This window comes from Paraburkholderia ginsengiterrae (assembly GCF_001645125.1).
GTDB lineage: Bacteria > Pseudomonadota > Gammaproteobacteria > Burkholderiales > Burkholderiaceae > Paraburkholderia > Paraburkholderia ginsengiterrae.
The window spans coordinates 52,112-68,623 of record NZ_LXKA01000331.1 but is presented as its reverse complement, the minus strand read 5'-3'; the positions used below and the strand labels follow the sequence as shown (position 1 = coordinate 68,623).

The window sequence follows — 16,512 nt, the reverse complement described above, 5'->3', positions numbered from 1 at the left end:
GGTCGATCAGTTCCTTCGGAATGGACGGCAAGGCCGTCTGGGCCTTGGGCGCCGCTTTGGGTTTGCGTGGCATACATGCTCCTTGAGCTACATGTTATGCCTTGAACACAAAATTTATGACAGGCCCGGCCATCTTCTATCTTCTAATCAGTTCGACACATACGCGACATAAGGTCCAGTACCCCCACCCGTCGACGCGCGGCCGGAAATACCGTAATACACGTGGCGCCCGTAAAAGAACGGCATCCCGAAGTCAAACTGACGAGTCATATAAACCCCGAGATTATTAAACGCGATACTTCCCGATGAGGTTAGCGTTGCTCCGTTTCCGATATTGAAGCCAAGCGACACGCTCGTCGGATTCGTCGCTGCCAGGGTCGACGTACGGCCCACTGTCGTGGTCGGGATGTAGTACCCCGAGGTCGAGTCGTGAGTGATCGTCAGGTCCGGGAAGAACAGCACGGTCGAGCCCGAATCGAAGAACGTCGAAGTCAGCGTGGCGCCGTTATAGGTCGACGTGAAGTTGCCGTTCAGGTCCGTCCGGATGATCGGCGCGCCCGTACCGGTCAGCGCGTTATTGGCCTGGGTGTCGATGCCGAACACCAGCGTGCCTTGAGCGGTCGTGCTGCCGCTATCGGACACCTGCGCCATTTCCAGAATCACGCCATTGTTGTCTTGCGCGAAGCCCGAAACCGGGTTGGTGATCTGTTTGTTCACAGGCACCGAGACGGCTGTGCCGGCATTGGTGTAATAGAACTGCGAGACCACTGACAGGGCACACGCCGCACCGCAGTCCGTCGGGCTCACGCCGATGCCGAGAATACCGTTGGCGCCGATATCGCTAACGCTCGCGAGTTGGCGGCCCACCTGGCACTCGCTCGGCGCGGCCGTGGTCAGCGCCGGATCGCCGATCACGTGGATCGGTAGCTTGGCGGCAATTTCACTCGACATCACGAGGTCCGCCTGATGCACCGAACCCCAGGCATAACCGCTGCCGAAGAGCGCGCATTCGGCGAGCGGCAGGCCGCTCGTCGTATCGGTTTCGGCCGTGAGCGCGTTGAACGTGGCGGTCGGAATCGCGGAGCGAACGAGGCGCAGCCCGAACGATGCCGTGTCGACAAGCACGTTCGGAATCGTCGTGCAGTTGGCCGTGCCGTTGGAGTTGGGCGCGCAGAGCCTGATGCTGACCATCGGCTGGTTGTGAATGCCCGTGGCGGACACCGTCACCGGTACGGTGTTGCCGGCAGTGGACGAAGTCGGCACGGCCGACGCGTCGGCGGCGAGTACGTTGGACGCCGGGTTGCTGGTCACGGGATTGGAGGGTGTTCCGCCCGACGGCGTGCTGGCGGCGGCCGGCACACTTGCCCCAGCCGGTGCATTGGCGGACGCGGTACTGCTTGAACCGCCGCCGCCTCCGCCGCAACCTGCAAGCGTGAGTCCGAGCGTGGCGGCCATTATCCATGCGATTTTGCGCACTGTTGTTCTCTCGTTGGTTTTATTGATTTACTTGATGTCGTCAGCGCTCACGCCTTGCGGCAGCGCCTGGGGCAGATAGGCCCGGCCCACGAAGGCGCCCATGTGGCCGCCGGTCTCCACGACCAGCGCCGACTGGCGTACGACGGCGGAACCGTAGCCGCCGCCTTGTGCGGTGTGAGCATCGGTCAGGGCCTGGACATAAGTCGGGAAGTAGGTGGCGAGCAGCGTCTTGAGCGGCGGCATGGTCGGGCCTTCCCAACTCAACGCGAACACGGTATTACCCGCGCCGATGTACTCGCTCACCACCGTGCCCGAAGGGAGCGTGGTCTGGCTCACCGTGTAATTCGCCGACGCCGCATTGGCGCTCGCCGCGAAGCGCGCCACCGCGGTGCCCTGGCTGGCCGCCCCCGCGCTTGTGCTGGCGGCGGTGACAGGGTAGGTCGGTGCGCCGCCCAGTGCGGCATACGCGGGAGTGAACGTGGCGAACGACGCCACGACTACCGCGAGTACTCGAAATTGGCTCGTTATCATTTTTCGCTTTCGACGTTTTTGAAGAATACGCGCGAGCGGTTTTATCCTCGAACCCACGCAAAGACGATATTAGCGTGGGCTCGCCCGATTAAATCAGACGATTAATGGCGTTAATTGGGCTCAATTCATCGGGCTCTATTCAATTCATGCTGGATCCTGCATCGCGGCCGTCTGCCACATCACGCGGTTGCGTCCGGCGGCCTTGGCGGCATACAACTGCGCATCGGCCGCGGCCAGCAACGCGGCGCCGCCGCCGGCGTCAGGCGGCTGGCAGGACGCGCAGCCGATGCTGATCGTCACCTGCCCGCGCTCCGAGCCCTCGTGCGCAAGTCCGGCCGACTCGACGCGTTTGCGGATCTTTTCCGCAACCTTGGCCGCCCCCTCCAGCGAAGTATTCGGCAGCAGCACCGCGAACTCCTCGCCGCCGTAACGCGCGGCGAGATCCTCTGCGCGCCGCGTGCCCGACTGAATGCGTTCGGCCACCACGGCCAATACCTCGTCGCCGGTCGCATGACCATAGGTGTCGTTGAAACGCTTGAAATGGTCGATGTCCATGAAGAGCAGCGAGAGCGGCGTCTGTTCGCGCTGCGCGCGCCGCCACTCCTGCGCGAGCCGGTGGTCGAAGGCGCGGCGGTTGGCGAGGCCGGTCAGCGCGTCCGTGGCGGCGACGCGCTGCAATTCGGCTTCGGCGCGCGTCTTGTCGCGCAGCGCAAAGGCGAACAGCCAGGCGGCGGCCACGTAGGCGCCGCCGAACAGCGTTGTCATCACACCGGCCAGCAGGTTGCGGTGCCGCCACTCCGCCAACACGTCCTCCACCGCGGGGGCAATGCCGACGATGATCGGCGTGCCCGGCACATGCGCATAGGTGTACATGCGTGCGACGCCATCCAGCGAACCATCTGAAATGAAGCTGCCGGACTCATGGCCGGCAATGTCCGCGAAGTTCGGCGTACTCGCGTAGCTCGAGCCGACGCCGCCCCGTGACGGCGGGCGGCTCGCGAGCAGCGTGCCGTTGTCGAGCACGATAAAACCACCGCCGTGGGGACCGAGATCGACATTGTCGAGCAGGTGTTCGAAGTATTCGATCCTTATGCTCACCATGGCAATGCCGTCGAATGTGCCGTCGGGCAAGTCGATGCGCCTCGACAACGCGACCGCGAAGGCGCCGTTGCGCACCTGAGAATGAAAGGGATTGGAAAAGTAGAGGTCCGCCAACGGGTTGTTCTGTTGGACACGGAAGTAGTCCCGTGCCGCAAACGATAGACCCGGATAAAGGTTGCCGCTTTTCGAGGCTTTCACACGGCCTTGCGCGTCGAGGACGTAGGCGTCGCCGGAGATCGGCGAACCCAGGCCGCGATCGAACAGCACGCGCTCACGCAGGTAGGGCGACAGGGTCCACGTTTCCGGACGCTCGGCATCCAGCACGACGCCGCGCAAGGACATGTCGTAGAGGTTGATGGTGCGCCCGAGATCTCTGCTGATGAGAGTGACGAGGTTGCGTGCGTTCTCGACAGCGTGGCGCAATTCATCTTCGCGGCTGTCATAGAGCGCGAGGAAGGTGAAGCCGGCGAGGACCGTGGCGGTAATCACGCCCGACACCCCGGACACAAAGGGATGCCTGCCGATCGCGCGCGACGTCCATATGCGCATGCCGGCTACCCGTCGGGCCAGCCGATAGCGCAACGTTAAAACCGATCCTCTCGACACTTGCCTGACTCCTCAGCGTGGCCGGTTAGACCCGGCATTCGGTACGGGATTTTTTTGTTCGTCCGCTGACTTTGGTACCTGTATTGGGTCCCGGTAGGCCGACAACCAGTCGCGCCTCGATGATTGAATCATCGAATCCGCCAGGGGGTCAATTCCACCGCAGCGCTGGCCTGACCGTTCAATCCTCGCCGAGCTTCTCGATCAGCATCGCAACGAAGGTTTCGGTGACGGGCGGCAGCGTCTTGCCGCGCTTCTTGATGAGCGCGATAGGGCGGGTGAACGCAGGATCGTCGACCGCGCGTACCACGAGTTCGGGCTCCGCTCTGACTTCCCGCGCGGATGCCGGCAGAATCGTCACGCCGAGCCCCGCGCGCACCATGGCGACCGCGCTCATCATGTAAGTCGGCTCGCACGCGATCTCCGGCGCGCAGTGAGCGTTCGCGAAAGCGCTGTCGACCACCGCCCGCACGCTCGTACCCGGCGCGGTCAGCACGAGCGGCGTGGCGGCCAGGTCGGCCAGCGTGATACGCCGCCGCCGGGCCAGCGCGTGCCGCTTTGGAAACACCGCAACCAGCCGGTCGATGCCCGCGTGCAGCACCTCGAAGCCGGCATCGTCGAGCTGGCCGCCGGTCAGACCGATATCGGCCTCCTCATTGCGCACCAGCGTATTGACCATGCTGGCCACCGCATCGCGCACGTGAAAGGTCGCGCGCGGCACCGCTTTTCTGAGGCCCTGGACGAGTTCGGGCAGGACGCTGGCCGCGAACGTGGGCAGGCAGGCGATCCGCACCGTGCCGCTCGCGCCAACGCCCAGCGCGCGGGCGTCGATCAGCACGTGCTCCATGTCATGCAGCGACTTCTGCAGCAGCGGCAGCAGTTCACGGCCGGTCGGCGTGAGCGCGACATGACGGCTGTTGCGGTCGAACAGACGCATGCCGACCGTTTCTTCCAGGCGGCGAATCTGCACAGTCAACGCCGGTTGCGAGAGATGCAGTTGCGTCGCCGCTCGCGTGAAGCTGCCCGTTTGCGCCACGGCGATGAACGCGCGAATGTCTCGAAGATTCAGATCCATGATGATTCGTAATTGCTGCGATCAAATCATTTCAATTGATTTATTGATGCCTCGAACTTACGCTGGATCACAGTAAAAAACAATCTCGGAGACAAGCACATGCTGCCATTACTGGGGCTCGCCACCATCGTCGTGCTGCTCGGCGCCATTCTGTCGAAACGCATGTCGCCGCTGGTGGCGCTCATCATCGTGCCGATCGCGGCGTCGCTCATCGGCGGATTTGGTTTTCAGACCAGCAAGTTCGTGATCGACGGGCTCAAGAGTCTCGCGCCGGTCGTCGGCATGTTCGTGTTCGCGATTCTTTACTTCGGCACCATCACCGACGCGGGCACGCTCGATCCGATCATCGAGCGCATTCTGCGCGCGGTCGGCACCCGGCCCACGCGCATCGTGATGGGCACCACGCTGCTCGCGCTGCTGATTCATCTGGACGGCTCCGGTGCTGTCTGCTTTCTCGTCACGATCCCCGCCATGCTGCCGCTCTATGACCGGCTGAAGATGGACCGGCGCGTGTTGGCCGCCGCGGTGTCGATGGCGGCCGGCATCAACTTTCTGCCGTGGACCGGGCCGATGATTCGCGCGTCGGCGTCGCTGCATCTGCCCATTTCGGCGCTGTTCAATCCGCTGATTCCGGTGCAGGCGATCGGCCTCGTGTTTGTCTTCGGCATGGCATTCTGGCTCGGGCGGCGCGAGGAAAAGCGGCTCGGCCTCACCGCCGCGAGCGGTTCGGTGCCTGTGCCGAAGCGCGAGCTGACAACGGATGAGCAGGCTTTGCGCCGGCCGCAGAACTTCTGGTTCAACATCGTGCTGACGCTGGTCGTGCTGGGGACAATGGTCGTGATGGGCGAGAAGATTCCGCCGGCGATCATGTTCATGGTCGGGCTGTGCATCGCGCTGATGGTGAACTACCCGAACGTGGATATGCAGCGCAAACGTATCGACGCGCATGCGCGCGCGGCGTTGATGATGGCCGGTATTCTGCTGGCGGCCGGCGTGTTCACCGGCGTGATGCAAGGCAGCGGCATGCTGAAAGCGATGGCGCAGGCGGCGGTCGGTTTTGTGCCGCCCGCGATGGCGAGCCACATTCCCGTCGCGCTCGGACTGATGTCGATGCCGCTGAGCATGCTGTTCGATCCGGATTCGTTTTACTTCGGGGTACTGCCGGTCATCGCCGAAGTGGCCGGTCAGCTCGGCGTGCCCGCAGTGCACGTGGGCCAGGCCGCGTTGCTCGGCCAGATGACCACCGGGTTTCCGGTCAGCCCGCTGACGCCCGCGACGTTTCTTGTCGTCGGCCTGTGCGGCATCGATCTCGCCGACCATCAGAAATTCACGTTCCCCTTGCTGTTCGGCGCGTCGATCGTTATGACGATTGCCTGCGTGGCGTTGGGGATCTTCTCACTGTGAGCTTCACTGAACGGATATGACCAGCATGACAGCCACTCAATCTGGACGCCAGGTGCGTATCGGCGCGGGCGCGGGCTATTCCGGCGACCGCATTGAACCCGCCGTCGAACTGGCGGAACATGGCGCGCTCGATTACCTCGTATTCGAGTGCCTTGCCGAACGCACGATAGCGATCGCGCAGCAGGCGCGCAGCAGGGACCCCGAACTCGGTTACGACCCGTTGCTCGAAACGCGCATGAAGGCGGTGCTCCCGGCGGCTTTGCGCAACGGCGTGCGCATCGTTTCGAACATGGGCGCGGCGAACCCGCTCGCGGCGGCGCGCAAGACGGCGGAGATCGCGCGCTCGCTCGGCCTGGGCGAAGTGAAGATTGCCGCGGTCACCGGCGACGATGTGCTCGACGCCGTGCGACAGGGCGATTTCTGCTTCGTGGAGTCAGGGGAGCGTGTTTCGGACTACCAGGAGCGGCTCGTTTCCGCGAACGCCTATCTGGGTGCGAGCGCCATTGTCGAGGCGCTCGCCGCCGGCGCGCAGATCGTCCTGACCGGGCGTGTGGCTGATCCGTCGCTCTTCGTCGCGCCGCTGATTCACGAATTCGGCTGGCGCATGGACGACTGGCCGATGCTTGGCCAGGCAACGGTGATCGGCCATCTGCTCGAATGCGCGGGGCAAATCACGGGCGGCTATTTCGCGGACCCGGGTTTCAAGGATGTCCCCGATCTGGCGCGGCTCGGTTTTCCCATCGCGGAAGTCGGGCAGGACGGCGGGGTGGTCATCACGAAGCTCGCGCAGGCCGGCGGCCGCGTGACCGAGGCAACCTGCAAGGAACAGTTGCTGTATGAGATTCACGATCCGCAGCGCTATCTGCAGCCGGACGTGGTCGCGGATTTTTCCCGGGTGCGTGTCGCGCAGGAGGCGCCGGATCGTGTTCGCGTGAGCGGCGGCCACGGCGCGCCGCGCACCGGTACGCTGAAGGTGTCGGTCGCGTACTTCGACGGCTATATCGGCGAAGCGCAAATCTCGTATGGCGGTCCCGGCGCGGTGGCGCGTGCGCGGCTCGCACTCGATATCGTGCGCGAGCGGCTCATATTGACCGGGGTGGAGACGAGCGAATTGCGCTTCGATCTGATCGGCGTGAACGCGTTGCATGGCGAAGCAGCCGCGGTCGCGTACGGCGAGCCGTACGAAGTGCGCGCGCGAGTGGCGGGGCGTACGGTATCACTCGAACAAGCGGTGCGGATCGGCAACGAGGTGGAGACGCTGTACACCAATGGCCCGGCAGGCGGGGGCGGCGTCACGAAGTCGGCTCGCGAAGTCGTCGCGGTGCAGTCGGTGTTGTTGCCGCGCGAACAGGTGGCGCCGGCGTTCTCGCTGGTGGAGGTGTGAGATGAAATTACGTGAACTCGCTCATTCGCGCACCGGCGATAAAGGCAATACGCTGAATATCTCGGTGATCTGTTACGACCCGGCGCATTACGAGCATGTGCGCGCGGTGCTGTCGCCGGAGCGCGTGAAGGCCCATCTCGGCGAAGTGGTGCGCGGCGCGGTCGTGCGCTATGAGTTGCCTGCGATCGCCGCGTTCAATTTCGTGCTCGGCAATGCGCTCGGCGGCGGCGTGACGCGTTCGCTCGCGCTCGACGCGCACGGTAAATCGCTGAGCTCGGCTTTGATGGATCTCGATGTCGAGGCGCCGGCGTGATTGCATCAGTCAGCGGCGGCGTGACCCATCAGCTCGCCGCCTGACTCAACTCATGCGCGCGCCGCAATCTTTCGCGGCTATTGCTCAGGTGCATGCGCATCGCCGCGCGTGCGTCGTCCGGGTCCTGCCGCTCAATCGCGCGATAGATCGTCTGATGCTCGCCGAGCACGTTGCGCAAATGCTCTATCTGGTCGAGCTCGGCGATCTCCGCGGAGCCGAGCCGCGTGCGCGGACTCACCGCGCGGCCGAGCTGGCTGAGCACGTCGAAGAAATAACGATTGCCGCTGGCGCGCGCGATCTGCAGATGAAACTCGATGTCGTGCGCGAGGGTATCGGTGCTGCCGCGCTCGAGCTCCGACTCGAAGCGCTCCAGCGCGCCGCGCATCTGCTTGAGATGCTGCTCCGTGCGCCGCGCCGCGGCGAGCGCGGCGGAGGCGGCCTCGACGTCGATGCGGAATTCGATGATCGCCATCACGTCCAGCATGCTGGACAGATCGGCGGCAGGCAGTTGCATCGGCTGCTCGGCTGCCGGCGCCAGCACGAACGTGCCGATGCCGTGACGCGTTTCGACCACCCTGGCCGCCTGCAGGCGCGAGATCGCCTCGCGAACCACCGAGCGGCTCACAGAAAGCTGCTTCATCATCGCGACCTCGGTGGGAATGCGGTCGCCCGGCCTCAGCGTGCCGCGGCGGATTTCATCGGAAAGGGTGGCCACCACCTTCTCAGTCAGGCTGCTCATTTCTGTGGGTTGTTGGCTAATCGGCTGGAAATGCACGCGTCACGTGGGGGCGTTACTTTGTGTGACGTGTCGACATAGTCATCATAGCGTCTGCGCGGGCGGGAACGATTCGATTCTCACGCGCGCGACGCTTCGCGGAGTTGCGCTTCACGCCCGGCATGATGCAGGGATGAGATGCACAATCTCATGTCATCAGACGTCTTAGTTCGATTCTACGCAATTTGCCGGTGCGACGGCGGATTGTGTAATCATCGCCGCTGGTCGGGGCGGGAGTGGCAGGGTAAACACTGCGTTGGAATGCCGTATCAGAACAGAGTAGACTGTCGTCAGACAACATATAACGCAATTGGGTACACCGCATTGCGTTCGCTCAAGCCGCCCGGCCGACCCTGGAGACACCTGTGACATCTGCTCTCACCACCGCCGACCCGCTCGAATCGGCGGTCTCGAAGGTCAAGCGGCACGTGCTGCCGCTGTTTCTGATCATGTTCATCGCGAACTACATCGACCGCGTGAACATTGGCTTCGTCAATACGCACATGCAGACGGACCTGGGAATCGGCGCCGCGGCGTACGGGTTGGGAAGCGGATTGTTCTTTGTCGGCTATGCGCTCTTCGAGGTGCCGTCGAACGTGCTGATGCAGAAGTACGGCGCGCGTGCGTGGCTCACCCGCATCATGGGCACCTGGGGATTGGTCGCCGGGGCCATGGCGTTCGTCTGGAACGACACCTCGTTCTACGTGCTGCGCTTTCTGCTGGGTGTCGCCGAGGCCGGCTTCTTCCCCGGCGTGGTTTTCTACTTCACGCAGTGGCTGCCGCAGAAAGAACGCGGCAAGGCCATCGCGGTGTTTCTGTCCGGCTCCGCGCTTGCGTCGGTGCTGTCCGGTCCGATCACGGGCAGCCTGTTGTCCATCCGCGGCCTCGGCTTGCAGGGCTGGCAATGGATGTTTCTGATTGAAGGCGGCTTCTCGATCGTGCTGTGCGCGGTGAGCTGGATGCTGCTGAAATCGCGCATTCGCGACGCCTCGTGGCTGAGCACCGACGAGCAGAACGCGCTGGCAACGTCGATTGCGGCGGAGCAGGCCGAGCGCGAAGCGCACGGCGGCGCGCATCTGCCCGCCATGAAGCTGTTGAAGGACCCGCAGATCCTGCTGTTCTGCTTCCTGTATTTCGCAATTCAATTGACCATCTACGCGGCTACGTTCTGGCTGCCGACGATTATCCGCAAGATGGGCGGCATGTCGGATTTCGAGGTCGGCATGCTCAACGCGATTCCGTGGCTGATCGCGATGGTCGCCATGTACTGCTTCGCGGTGTTGTCGGCGAAATGGCGTTACCAGCAAGCGTGGATGGCAGTGGCCCTCGTCATTGCGTCGGTTGGGCTGTTCGCGTCGACGTCGGGCAATCCGGTGTTCTCCTTTGTGGCCATCTGCTTCTCGGCGATCGGTTTCAAGGCGGCGTCTTCGCTGTTCTGGCCCATCCCGCAGGGCTATCTGGATGCCCGCGTGGCGGCAGCGGTGATCGCGCTGATCAATTCGGTGGGCAATCTCGGCGGCTTCTTCGCGCCGGCCACCTTCGGTTATTTGCAGCAGCACACCGGCTCGATTACCGGCGGCCTGTACGGCCTGGGCGTCGCCTCGCTGATCGCGGCGGCGGCCGGCTTCCTGACCCGCAATCGCCGCGTGAATCACGACGTGTTGCCGGAGTCGCTGCCGCACAAAGCCCACTGATTACACTGACTAACCGCGCTGACTAACCGCACTGATTTAATCACCAGGTCCAACCATCATGTCCACGAAACCCTCTGAATCGAACGCGACACCGGTCGTCACCGAGCTGCGCGTGGTGCCCGTCGCCGGCCGCGACAGCATGTTGCTGAATCTGAGCGGCGCGCACGGCCCGTTCTTCACGCGCAACATCGTCATTCTGCGCGACAGCGCCGGCCACACGGGCGTGGGTGAAGTGCCGGGCGGCGAGAGCATCCGCAAGACGATCGACGACGCGCGCCCGCTCGTGGTCGGTCAGTCGATCGGCAATCTGCAAGCTGTCCTGAACAAGGCGCGCACGCAATTCGCCGACCGCGACGCGGGCGGCCGCGGTTTGCAGACGTTCGATCTGCGCACCACCATTCACGCCGTGACCGCACTCGAAGCCGCGCTGCTCGACCTGCTCGGCCAGCATCTGGGCGTGCCGGTTGCGGCGCTGCTCGGCGAAGGCCAGCAACGCGACGAAGTGGAAATGCTCGGCTACCTGTTCTATATCGGCGATCGCAACAGGACCGATCTGCCGTACGCGAGCGGTGCCGACGGCCGCGACGACTGGGAGCGCGTGCGCACCGAAGAAGCCATGACGCCTGAAGCCGTGGTGCGGCTGGCCGAAGCCGCGCAGGCTCGCTACGGTTTCAACGACTTCAAGCTCAAGGGTGGCGTGCTGGCCGGCGACGCCGAAATCGAGGCGGTCACTGCGCTCGCGGAACGCTTCCCCAAGGCTCGCGTGACACTCGACCCGAACGGCGCCTGGTCGCTCGCGGAAGCGGTGCGCCTGTGCCGCGACCAACACGACGTGCTCGCCTACGCGGAAGATCCGTGCGGCGCGGAGAACGGTTATTCGGGCCGTGAAGTGATGGCGGAATTCCGCCGCGCGACCGGCTTGCCGACGGCGACCAACATGATTGCCACCGACTGGCGCCAGATGGGTCACGCGATCCAGTTGCAGTCGGTGGATATTCCACTCGCCGATCCGCACTTCTGGACCATGCAGGGCTCGGTGCGCGTCGCGCAGATGTGCAACGACTGGGGCCTCACATGGGGCTCGCATTCGAACAATCACTTCGATATTTCGCTTGCCATGTTCACGCACGTGGCGGCCGCCGCGCCCGGCAAGATCACGGCAATCGACACGCACTGGATCTGGCAGGACGGCCAGCGTCTGACGCGTGAGCCGCTGCAGATCGTCGGCGGCAAGGTGAAGGTGCCTCAGGCCGCGGGCCTCGGCATCGAGCTGGACATGGACGAGATCGAGAAGGCGCATGCGCTGTATCAGCAGCATGGTCTCGGCGCGCGCGACGACGGCGTGGCCATGCAATACCTGATTCCGAACTGGAAGTTCGACAACAAGCGCCCGTGCCTCGTGCGCTAAAACAACGACGACGCGAGCGGCGGCGCGGCCTGCCCGGCCGCTGCTCCTCAACATGACGCAATTGAAGCTATGACCTCACCACAAGAACTCAAAGCCATCGTTTCCGAAGGCCTGCTGTCCTTCCCCGTCACCGACTTCGACGCGCACGGCGATTTCCGTGCCGACACCTACGCCGAGCGCCTCGAGTGGCTCGCGCCCTACGGCGCGACGGCGTTGTTCGCGGCAGGCGGCACCGGCGAATTCTTCTCGCTGACCCAAAGCGACTACACCAATGTGATCCGCACGGCAACCGAAACCTGCCGGGGCAAGGTGCCGATCCTGGCCGGCGCGGGCGGCCCGACGCGCGTCGCGATCGAGTATGCACGGGAAGCCGCGCGCCTCGGCGCGAGCGGCATTCTGCTGATGCCGCACTATCTGACCGAAGCCTGCCAGGACGGCATTGCGACGCATGTGGAGCAGGTCTGCAAAGCCGTGCCGAACATGGGCGTGATCGTCTACAACCGCGCCAATTCGAAGCTGAATGCGGACATGCTCGAACGTCTGGCGGACCGCTGCCCGAACCTGATCGGCTTCAAGGACGGCGTGGGTGAGATCGAGAACATGGTGTCGATCCGCCGCCGTCTCGGCGACCGATTCTCGTATCTCGGCGGCCTGCCGACCGCGGAAGTCTATGCCGCGGCCTATAAGGCGCTGGGCGTGCCGGTGTATTCGTCGGCGGTATTCAACTTCATTCCGAAGACCGCGATGGACTTCTACCGCGCCATTGCCGCGGACGACTACGCGACGACGGGCAAGCTGATCGACGAATTCTTCCTGCCGTACCTGGCGATTCGCAACCGCCGTGCGGGCTACGCGGTGAGTATCGTGAAAGCGGGCGCGAAGCTGGTGGGCCGCAGTGCCGGTCCGGTGCGCGCGCCCCTGACCGATCTGACGGAAGAAGAAATGAGCCAGCTCGATGCGCTGATCAAAAAGCTCGGCGCGCAGTAACCAAAGCGCCGGATCGTCTTGAATCGAACGCCGTGACGGACCGTCCGGCGTTCGTCATGCTGGTGGCGGGCCGTTGTGTTCAGCTCCGCCGGAACACCACATGCGAGATGCGCTGCACCAGCAACGCGGCGGCCAGCGCCGCGACAGCGGTCAGCCACACGCCGATATGAATCGATTGCACCAGCGCATCGCGTGCCGTGTCGATCAACGCCAGCGTATTGAGCCCTGACGGCTTCATATCCGCGATCAGTTTCAGGCGCAATGCCTCATCGATCAGAATGCGCAGATCGACGAAACGCGGCTGCCATTGCGACGCGGCCGGCTCGCCCAGCACGCTCATCGTGCGTGTGATCACGTTGCGGTAATGATGCGAGACCACGGTCGCGACAATGCTCGTGCCCAGCATCCCGCCCACCATGCGCGTGGACTGCAGCAGCGCGGTGGTGATGCCGAAGCGCTCGCGCCCGGCGATTTCCTGGCCGAACACGTTCAGGTTGTTGAGGATGAACCCAAGGCCGATGCCGACCGCGGCCATCGGCAATTCGATCCCTACGTGCGGCGTGTCCGGATTCGCAAACGCCAGCGCGATGGACGCGAACAACAGCAGCGCGAAACCAATCGACAGGATCCGCGTCGGCTTCTTCATGTGAATGACGATGCGCGTATTCAACAGACTGCCGAGCGCGATGCAGGCCGCGATCGGCGTGGCGAGCAGGCCGGCCTGTTGCGGCGACAGGCCGAAACCGCCTTGCAGCAGCAGCGGCGCGAAGAAGATCAGCGAGAACATCACGAAGCCGGACAGCATGCCGAGCGTGAAGAGCGTGACAAGCTGCGCGTCCTTGAACAGATCGAGCGGAATGATCGGATGCGTGGCGCGCTTCTCGCACACCAGCAACGCAGCCGCGCCCACGATCACGCAGCCCGCCAGGATGAGATTGCCGGTGGTCAAGCCGTGTTTCGGCACTGCTTCGATCAACGCCTGCAGTCCACCCAGCACGGCGGCGACCAGCGCCGCGCCGAGCCAGTCGATCCGCACTTCGCCTTCATGCGGGCGGCGGAAGCTCGGCAGATGCGCCCACACGAAATAGAGCGCGGCCGCGCCGACCGGCAGGTTGATCAGGAAGGTGGAGCGCCAGCCCCAGTGTTCGCTCATCCAGCCGCCGAGCGACGGCCCCGCCGCGGTGCCGATGCCATACGCGGCGGCCATCACCACTTGCCAGCGCACGCGCGCCCGCGGATCGGGAAAGAGATCCGGGATCGACGCGAATGCGGTGCCGACCATCATCCCGCCGCCCACGCCTTGCAAGCCGCGCGCAATGACGAGAAACAGCATGTCGTTGGCGACGCCGCAGAGCACCGACGCTACCGTGAACGTGATGACCGCGGCGATCACGAAGCGCTTGCGGCCAAAGTAGTCGCCCAGCCGCCCGAACACCGGCACCGTCACCACAGAAGCCAGCAGGTAGGCACTGGCAATCCACGCGTAGTACTCGAAGCCGTGCAGCTCGGCGACGATCGAAGGCAGCGCGGTGCTGACGACCGTCTGGTCGAGGGCGACCAGCATGTTGACGAGGCCGATGCCGAGCATGGCGAACAAGGCGTTCCGGAAGGGCAAGGCAGTGGCGGTCGGGTTCACGGATCTGGGAGAGAAGGCTTGTGAAGGTGGGCGCCGCGCGGCCGGCGCGGGTCAGTGCGATGACGACGGGCGTCATCTAGTTGTCTGACCTCTGAGTGGTTGATTATACGGGTTTTCCCTATCGAAGGCCTTTCTTAGCTACGTTTGGGCAAAAAAACGCCGCGCACAGTGGCGCGGCATAGTGAGTCGGGGGAGTTGATATACGACGACTGGCTAGCCTTGTGCCCAAGCGGTGGCCATTTCCATCGCGAAGTCCCGATAGGACCGAGGCTGCCGGCCGAGCAGCGTCGCGAGTCGGCCGATTTCCGCAGGCGACGCGACGGCGCCGTCCTGCTGGTAACGGCTCATCATCAGGCGCATGTCGTAAGCCAGCCAACCGGGTGCGACCGCCTTCAAACGCTGTTCAAGCACGTCGAGATCGTCGCCACCGTAGCGCACCGTGCGTCCGAGCGCTTCGGCCCAGATCGACACCACGGCTTCCGACGTGATCGCGTCAGGCCCGGCCAGTTCATACGTCTCGCGCGGCAGCGGGTTGGCGGCACGTTCGCGGCGCAACAGTTCGCGGGCGGCCGCCTCGCCGATATCGCGAACGTCGACCATGGAAATGCCTTTGGCGCCGATCGGCATGCCGTACACACCGTGAGCCAGCAGTGGCTCTTTCTGGCGGACGTCGTTCTGGATGAAATAGGCGGGGCGCAGCACGGTGGCCGGCAGGTCGAATTGCTCGATCATGCGTTCGACCGCGTGCTTGCTGGTGAAGTGCGGCACGTCCGTGTATTCAGTGCCCTTGAACACCGACAGATACACCACACCCTTCACGCCGGCTTCGCGCGCCACGCTCAGAGCCTGCAATGCCTGGGTCAGTTCATCGGCGGCATTCGGCGCGAGCAGGAACAGCGTGCTGACCCCGTGCATCACGCGCCTGAGTCCGTCCACATCAGACAGGGCGCCCTGAACGGCGGTGACGTCTTGCGGGAATTGCGCTTTTTCCGGTGCGCGGGTCAGCGCGCGCACCTGTGCGCCGCTGCCGGCCAGATGGTCGAGAACCTGTTTGCCGATCGTGCCCGTGCTGCCGGTGACGAGGATTGCCATGACTTGCTCCTTGAAGTTGGAATGGACTGGATGTCAGCCCGTCAGACACACGATAGATGTTCCATTAAGGTCGAGAAAGAGCGAAAATTCAGACGCCTCGTCTCATTTTTGGAACAGTCATGGATTTGACCTCGCTTGCCGACTTCAACGCGGTTGCCCTGCACGGCGGATTTGGTCCGGCCAGCCGGGCGCTGGACCGCCCCAAGGCGACGCTGTCGCGGCGTGTGGCGGAACTGGAGGAAACGCTGGGCGTGCGGTTGATCGAGCGGGGGTCACGCCGGCTGCGGCTGACCGAAGAAGGCGTCGTTCTGCACGAGCGCACGCGAGGCTTGATGGCGGAGATTCAGGAGGCGGGCGAAGCCGTGGCATCGCGCGCGCCGGTTCCGCGCGGACGGCTGCGCATCAGCGCACCGGTCGTATTCGCACACGTCGTGCTGGGCCGGATCGCGACGCGCTTCGCGCTGGCTTATCCGCAGGTCGAACTCGAGCTCGTGGCGGAAGACCGCGTCGTCGATCCGGTGGAGGACGGCTACGACCTCGTTATCCGCGTCGATCCGTCACGTGACGAGCAATTGGCGGGACGGCGCATTTTCGCCGATGAACGGCTCGTGGTCGCCGCGCCGACGTTGTCGATACCGTCCGCGCGTTCGGGCAGCGCCGACGCATTGCCGGTGCCCGCCGTGGTGATGACGAGAGCGTCGCCGAGCGCGCGCTGGACGATGCACACGAACGCCGGCGTAAGGACGCTCGCGCCGATGCCGGTGCTGCGGCTGTCATCGCTGCTGATGGTGCGCGACGCGGTGCTCGATGGAGTGGGCGCGGCACTTCTGCCCAGGCTGCTGGTCGGGCCGGATGTGGCGGCGGGGCGGCTCGTCTGCTGGGGCGTGGAGGACGGGCCGCCCGTTGAAGTCTGGGCGCTCTACAACTCGCGCCGTTTGTTGAGCGCGAAGGTGCGAGCGTTCATGAATCTGTTGCAGGATTTGCCGGGACGCGAGCGCGAGGCAGGTTGACTGGCGTGCCGGTTGCGGTTCGC

14 protein-coding genes are annotated in these 16,512 nt (G+C 64.3%); 7 read left to right on the top strand and 7 right to left on the bottom strand.

The window, feature by feature from the left end; all coding sequences use genetic code 11:
* Positions 1-147: 147 nt before the first annotated feature.
* The 4 genes from A6V37_RS25070 to A6V37_RS25055 all read right to left on the bottom strand — a co-directional run bounded on the left by A6V37_RS25070 (position 148) and on the right by A6V37_RS25055 (position 4,786).
* Positions 148-1,476: a DUF3443 domain-containing protein gene (locus A6V37_RS25070; protein WP_064269381.1), complete on the bottom strand. Its 1,329-nt coding sequence runs from the start codon at positions 1,474-1,476 to the stop codon at positions 148-150.
* Positions 1,477-1,503: 27 nt separating this feature from the next.
* Positions 1,504-2,007 carry a DUF2844 domain-containing protein gene (locus A6V37_RS25065; protein ID WP_064269380.1) on the bottom strand — a complete coding sequence of 168 codons (504 nt, stop codon included), beginning with the start codon at positions 2,005-2,007 and terminating at the stop codon, positions 1,504-1,506.
* Between the two features lie 144 nt (positions 2,008-2,151).
* A complete protein-coding gene (locus A6V37_RS25060; RefSeq protein ID WP_064286435.1) occupies positions 2,152-3,657 on the bottom strand; it encodes a diguanylate cyclase in 1,506 nt (501 codons plus the stop codon).
* 235 nt (positions 3,658-3,892) lie between these two features.
* Entirely contained in the window at positions 3,893-4,786 is an 894-nt protein-coding gene (locus A6V37_RS25055) for a LysR family transcriptional regulator (protein WP_064269378.1), read from the bottom strand.
* A 99-nt stretch (positions 4,787-4,885) separates the two neighbouring features.
* Between A6V37_RS25055 and A6V37_RS25050 the strand changes: the two genes are divergently transcribed.
* From A6V37_RS25050 to A6V37_RS25040, 3 genes are read left to right on the top strand one after another with little or no spacing between them, the layout of a single operon-like run.
* The gene (locus A6V37_RS25050) at positions 4,886-6,190 is read left to right on the top strand and encodes a CitMHS family transporter (RefSeq protein ID WP_064269377.1); all 1,305 of its coding nucleotides are present in this window, start codon (positions 4,886-4,888) and stop codon (positions 6,188-6,190) included.
* 25 nt (positions 6,191-6,215) lie between these two features.
* A complete protein-coding gene (locus A6V37_RS25045; protein ID WP_064269388.1) occupies positions 6,216-7,574 on the top strand; it encodes an acyclic terpene utilization AtuA family protein in 1,359 nt (452 codons plus the stop codon).
* Between the two features lies 1 nt (position 7,575).
* Positions 7,576-7,887, top strand: coding sequence for an AtuA-related protein (locus A6V37_RS25040; protein ID WP_064269376.1), 312 nt, complete (start codon positions 7,576-7,578; stop codon positions 7,885-7,887).
* A 28-nt stretch (positions 7,888-7,915) separates the two neighbouring features.
* Here A6V37_RS25040 and A6V37_RS25035 read toward each other — a convergent pair whose 3' ends face one another.
* Entirely contained in the window at positions 7,916-8,626 is a 711-nt protein-coding gene (locus A6V37_RS25035; protein ID WP_064269375.1) for a FadR/GntR family transcriptional regulator, read from the bottom strand.
* Positions 8,627-9,027: 401 nt separating this feature from the next.
* Between A6V37_RS25035 and A6V37_RS25030 the strand changes: the two genes are divergently transcribed.
* The 3 genes from A6V37_RS25030 to kdgD all read left to right on the top strand — a co-directional run bounded on the left by A6V37_RS25030 (position 9,028) and on the right by kdgD (position 12,751).
* Positions 9,028-10,356: an MFS transporter gene (locus A6V37_RS25030; RefSeq protein WP_064269374.1), complete on the top strand. Its 1,329-nt coding sequence runs from the start codon at positions 9,028-9,030 to the stop codon at positions 10,354-10,356.
* 58 nt (positions 10,357-10,414) lie between these two features.
* A complete protein-coding gene (gene gudD / locus A6V37_RS25025) occupies positions 10,415-11,764 on the top strand; it encodes a glucarate dehydratase (RefSeq protein ID WP_064286434.1) in 1,350 nt (449 codons plus the stop codon).
* A gap of 69 nt (positions 11,765-11,833) precedes the next feature.
* Positions 11,834-12,751 (top strand): 5-dehydro-4-deoxyglucarate dehydratase, encoded by a 918-nt coding sequence (gene kdgD, locus A6V37_RS25020; RefSeq protein WP_064269372.1) that lies wholly within the window; start codon positions 11,834-11,836, stop codon positions 12,749-12,751.
* Between the two features lie 79 nt (positions 12,752-12,830).
* Here kdgD and A6V37_RS25015 read toward each other — a convergent pair whose 3' ends face one another.
* Both A6V37_RS25015 and A6V37_RS25010 read right to left on the bottom strand, forming a co-directional pair.
* A complete protein-coding gene (locus tag A6V37_RS25015; protein WP_064269371.1) occupies positions 12,831-14,339 on the bottom strand; it encodes an MFS transporter in 1,509 nt (502 codons plus the stop codon).
* 261 nt (positions 14,340-14,600) lie between these two features.
* On the bottom strand, positions 14,601-15,479 hold the full coding sequence (locus A6V37_RS25010) for an SDR family oxidoreductase (protein ID WP_064269370.1): 879 nt from the start codon (positions 15,477-15,479) through the stop codon (positions 14,601-14,603).
* A gap of 119 nt (positions 15,480-15,598) precedes the next feature.
* Here A6V37_RS25010 and A6V37_RS25005 point away from each other — a divergent pair, with 119 nt between their 5' ends.
* Positions 15,599-16,489 carry a LysR family transcriptional regulator gene (locus A6V37_RS25005; protein ID WP_064269369.1) on the top strand — a complete coding sequence of 297 codons (891 nt, stop codon included), beginning with the start codon at positions 15,599-15,601 and terminating at the stop codon, positions 16,487-16,489.
* Positions 16,490-16,512: the final 23 nt, after the last annotated feature.

Excerpts from the sequence above, each read along its gene's own strand:
- kdgD (WP_064269372.1), top strand. The coding sequence starts at position 11,834 with ATGACCTCACCACAAGAACTCAAAGCCATCGTTTCCGAAGGCCTGCTG.
- A6V37_RS25015 (WP_064269371.1), bottom strand. The coding sequence starts at position 14,339 with ATGCTCGGCATCGGCCTCGTCAACATGCTGGTCGCCCTCGACCAGACG.
- A6V37_RS25035 (WP_064269375.1), bottom strand. The coding sequence starts at position 8,626 with ATGAGCAGCCTGACTGAGAAGGTGGTGGCCACCCTTTCCGATGAAATC.
- A6V37_RS25005 (WP_064269369.1), top strand. The coding sequence starts at position 15,599 with ATGGATTTGACCTCGCTTGCCGACTTCAACGCGGTTGCCCTGCACGGC.
- A6V37_RS25045 (WP_064269388.1), top strand. The coding sequence starts at position 6,216 with ATGACAGCCACTCAATCTGGACGCCAGGTGCGTATCGGCGCGGGCGCG.
- A6V37_RS25055 (WP_064269378.1), bottom strand. The coding sequence starts at position 4,786 with ATGGATCTGAATCTTCGAGACATTCGCGCGTTCATCGCCGTGGCGCAA.
- A6V37_RS25050 (WP_064269377.1), top strand. The coding sequence starts at position 4,886 with ATGCTGCCATTACTGGGGCTCGCCACCATCGTCGTGCTGCTCGGCGCC.
- gudD (WP_064286434.1), top strand. The coding sequence starts at position 10,415 with ATGTCCACGAAACCCTCTGAATCGAACGCGACACCGGTCGTCACCGAG.
- A6V37_RS25010 (WP_064269370.1), bottom strand. The coding sequence starts at position 15,479 with ATGGCAATCCTCGTCACCGGCAGCACGGGCACGATCGGCAAACAGGTT.
- A6V37_RS25060 (WP_064286435.1), bottom strand. The coding sequence starts at position 3,657 with ATGCGCATATGGACGTCGCGCGCGATCGGCAGGCATCCCTTTGTGTCC.
- A6V37_RS25040 (WP_064269376.1), top strand. The coding sequence starts at position 7,576 with ATGAAATTACGTGAACTCGCTCATTCGCGCACCGGCGATAAAGGCAAT.
- A6V37_RS25065 (WP_064269380.1), bottom strand. The coding sequence starts at position 2,007 with ATGATAACGAGCCAATTTCGAGTACTCGCGGTAGTCGTGGCGTCGTTC.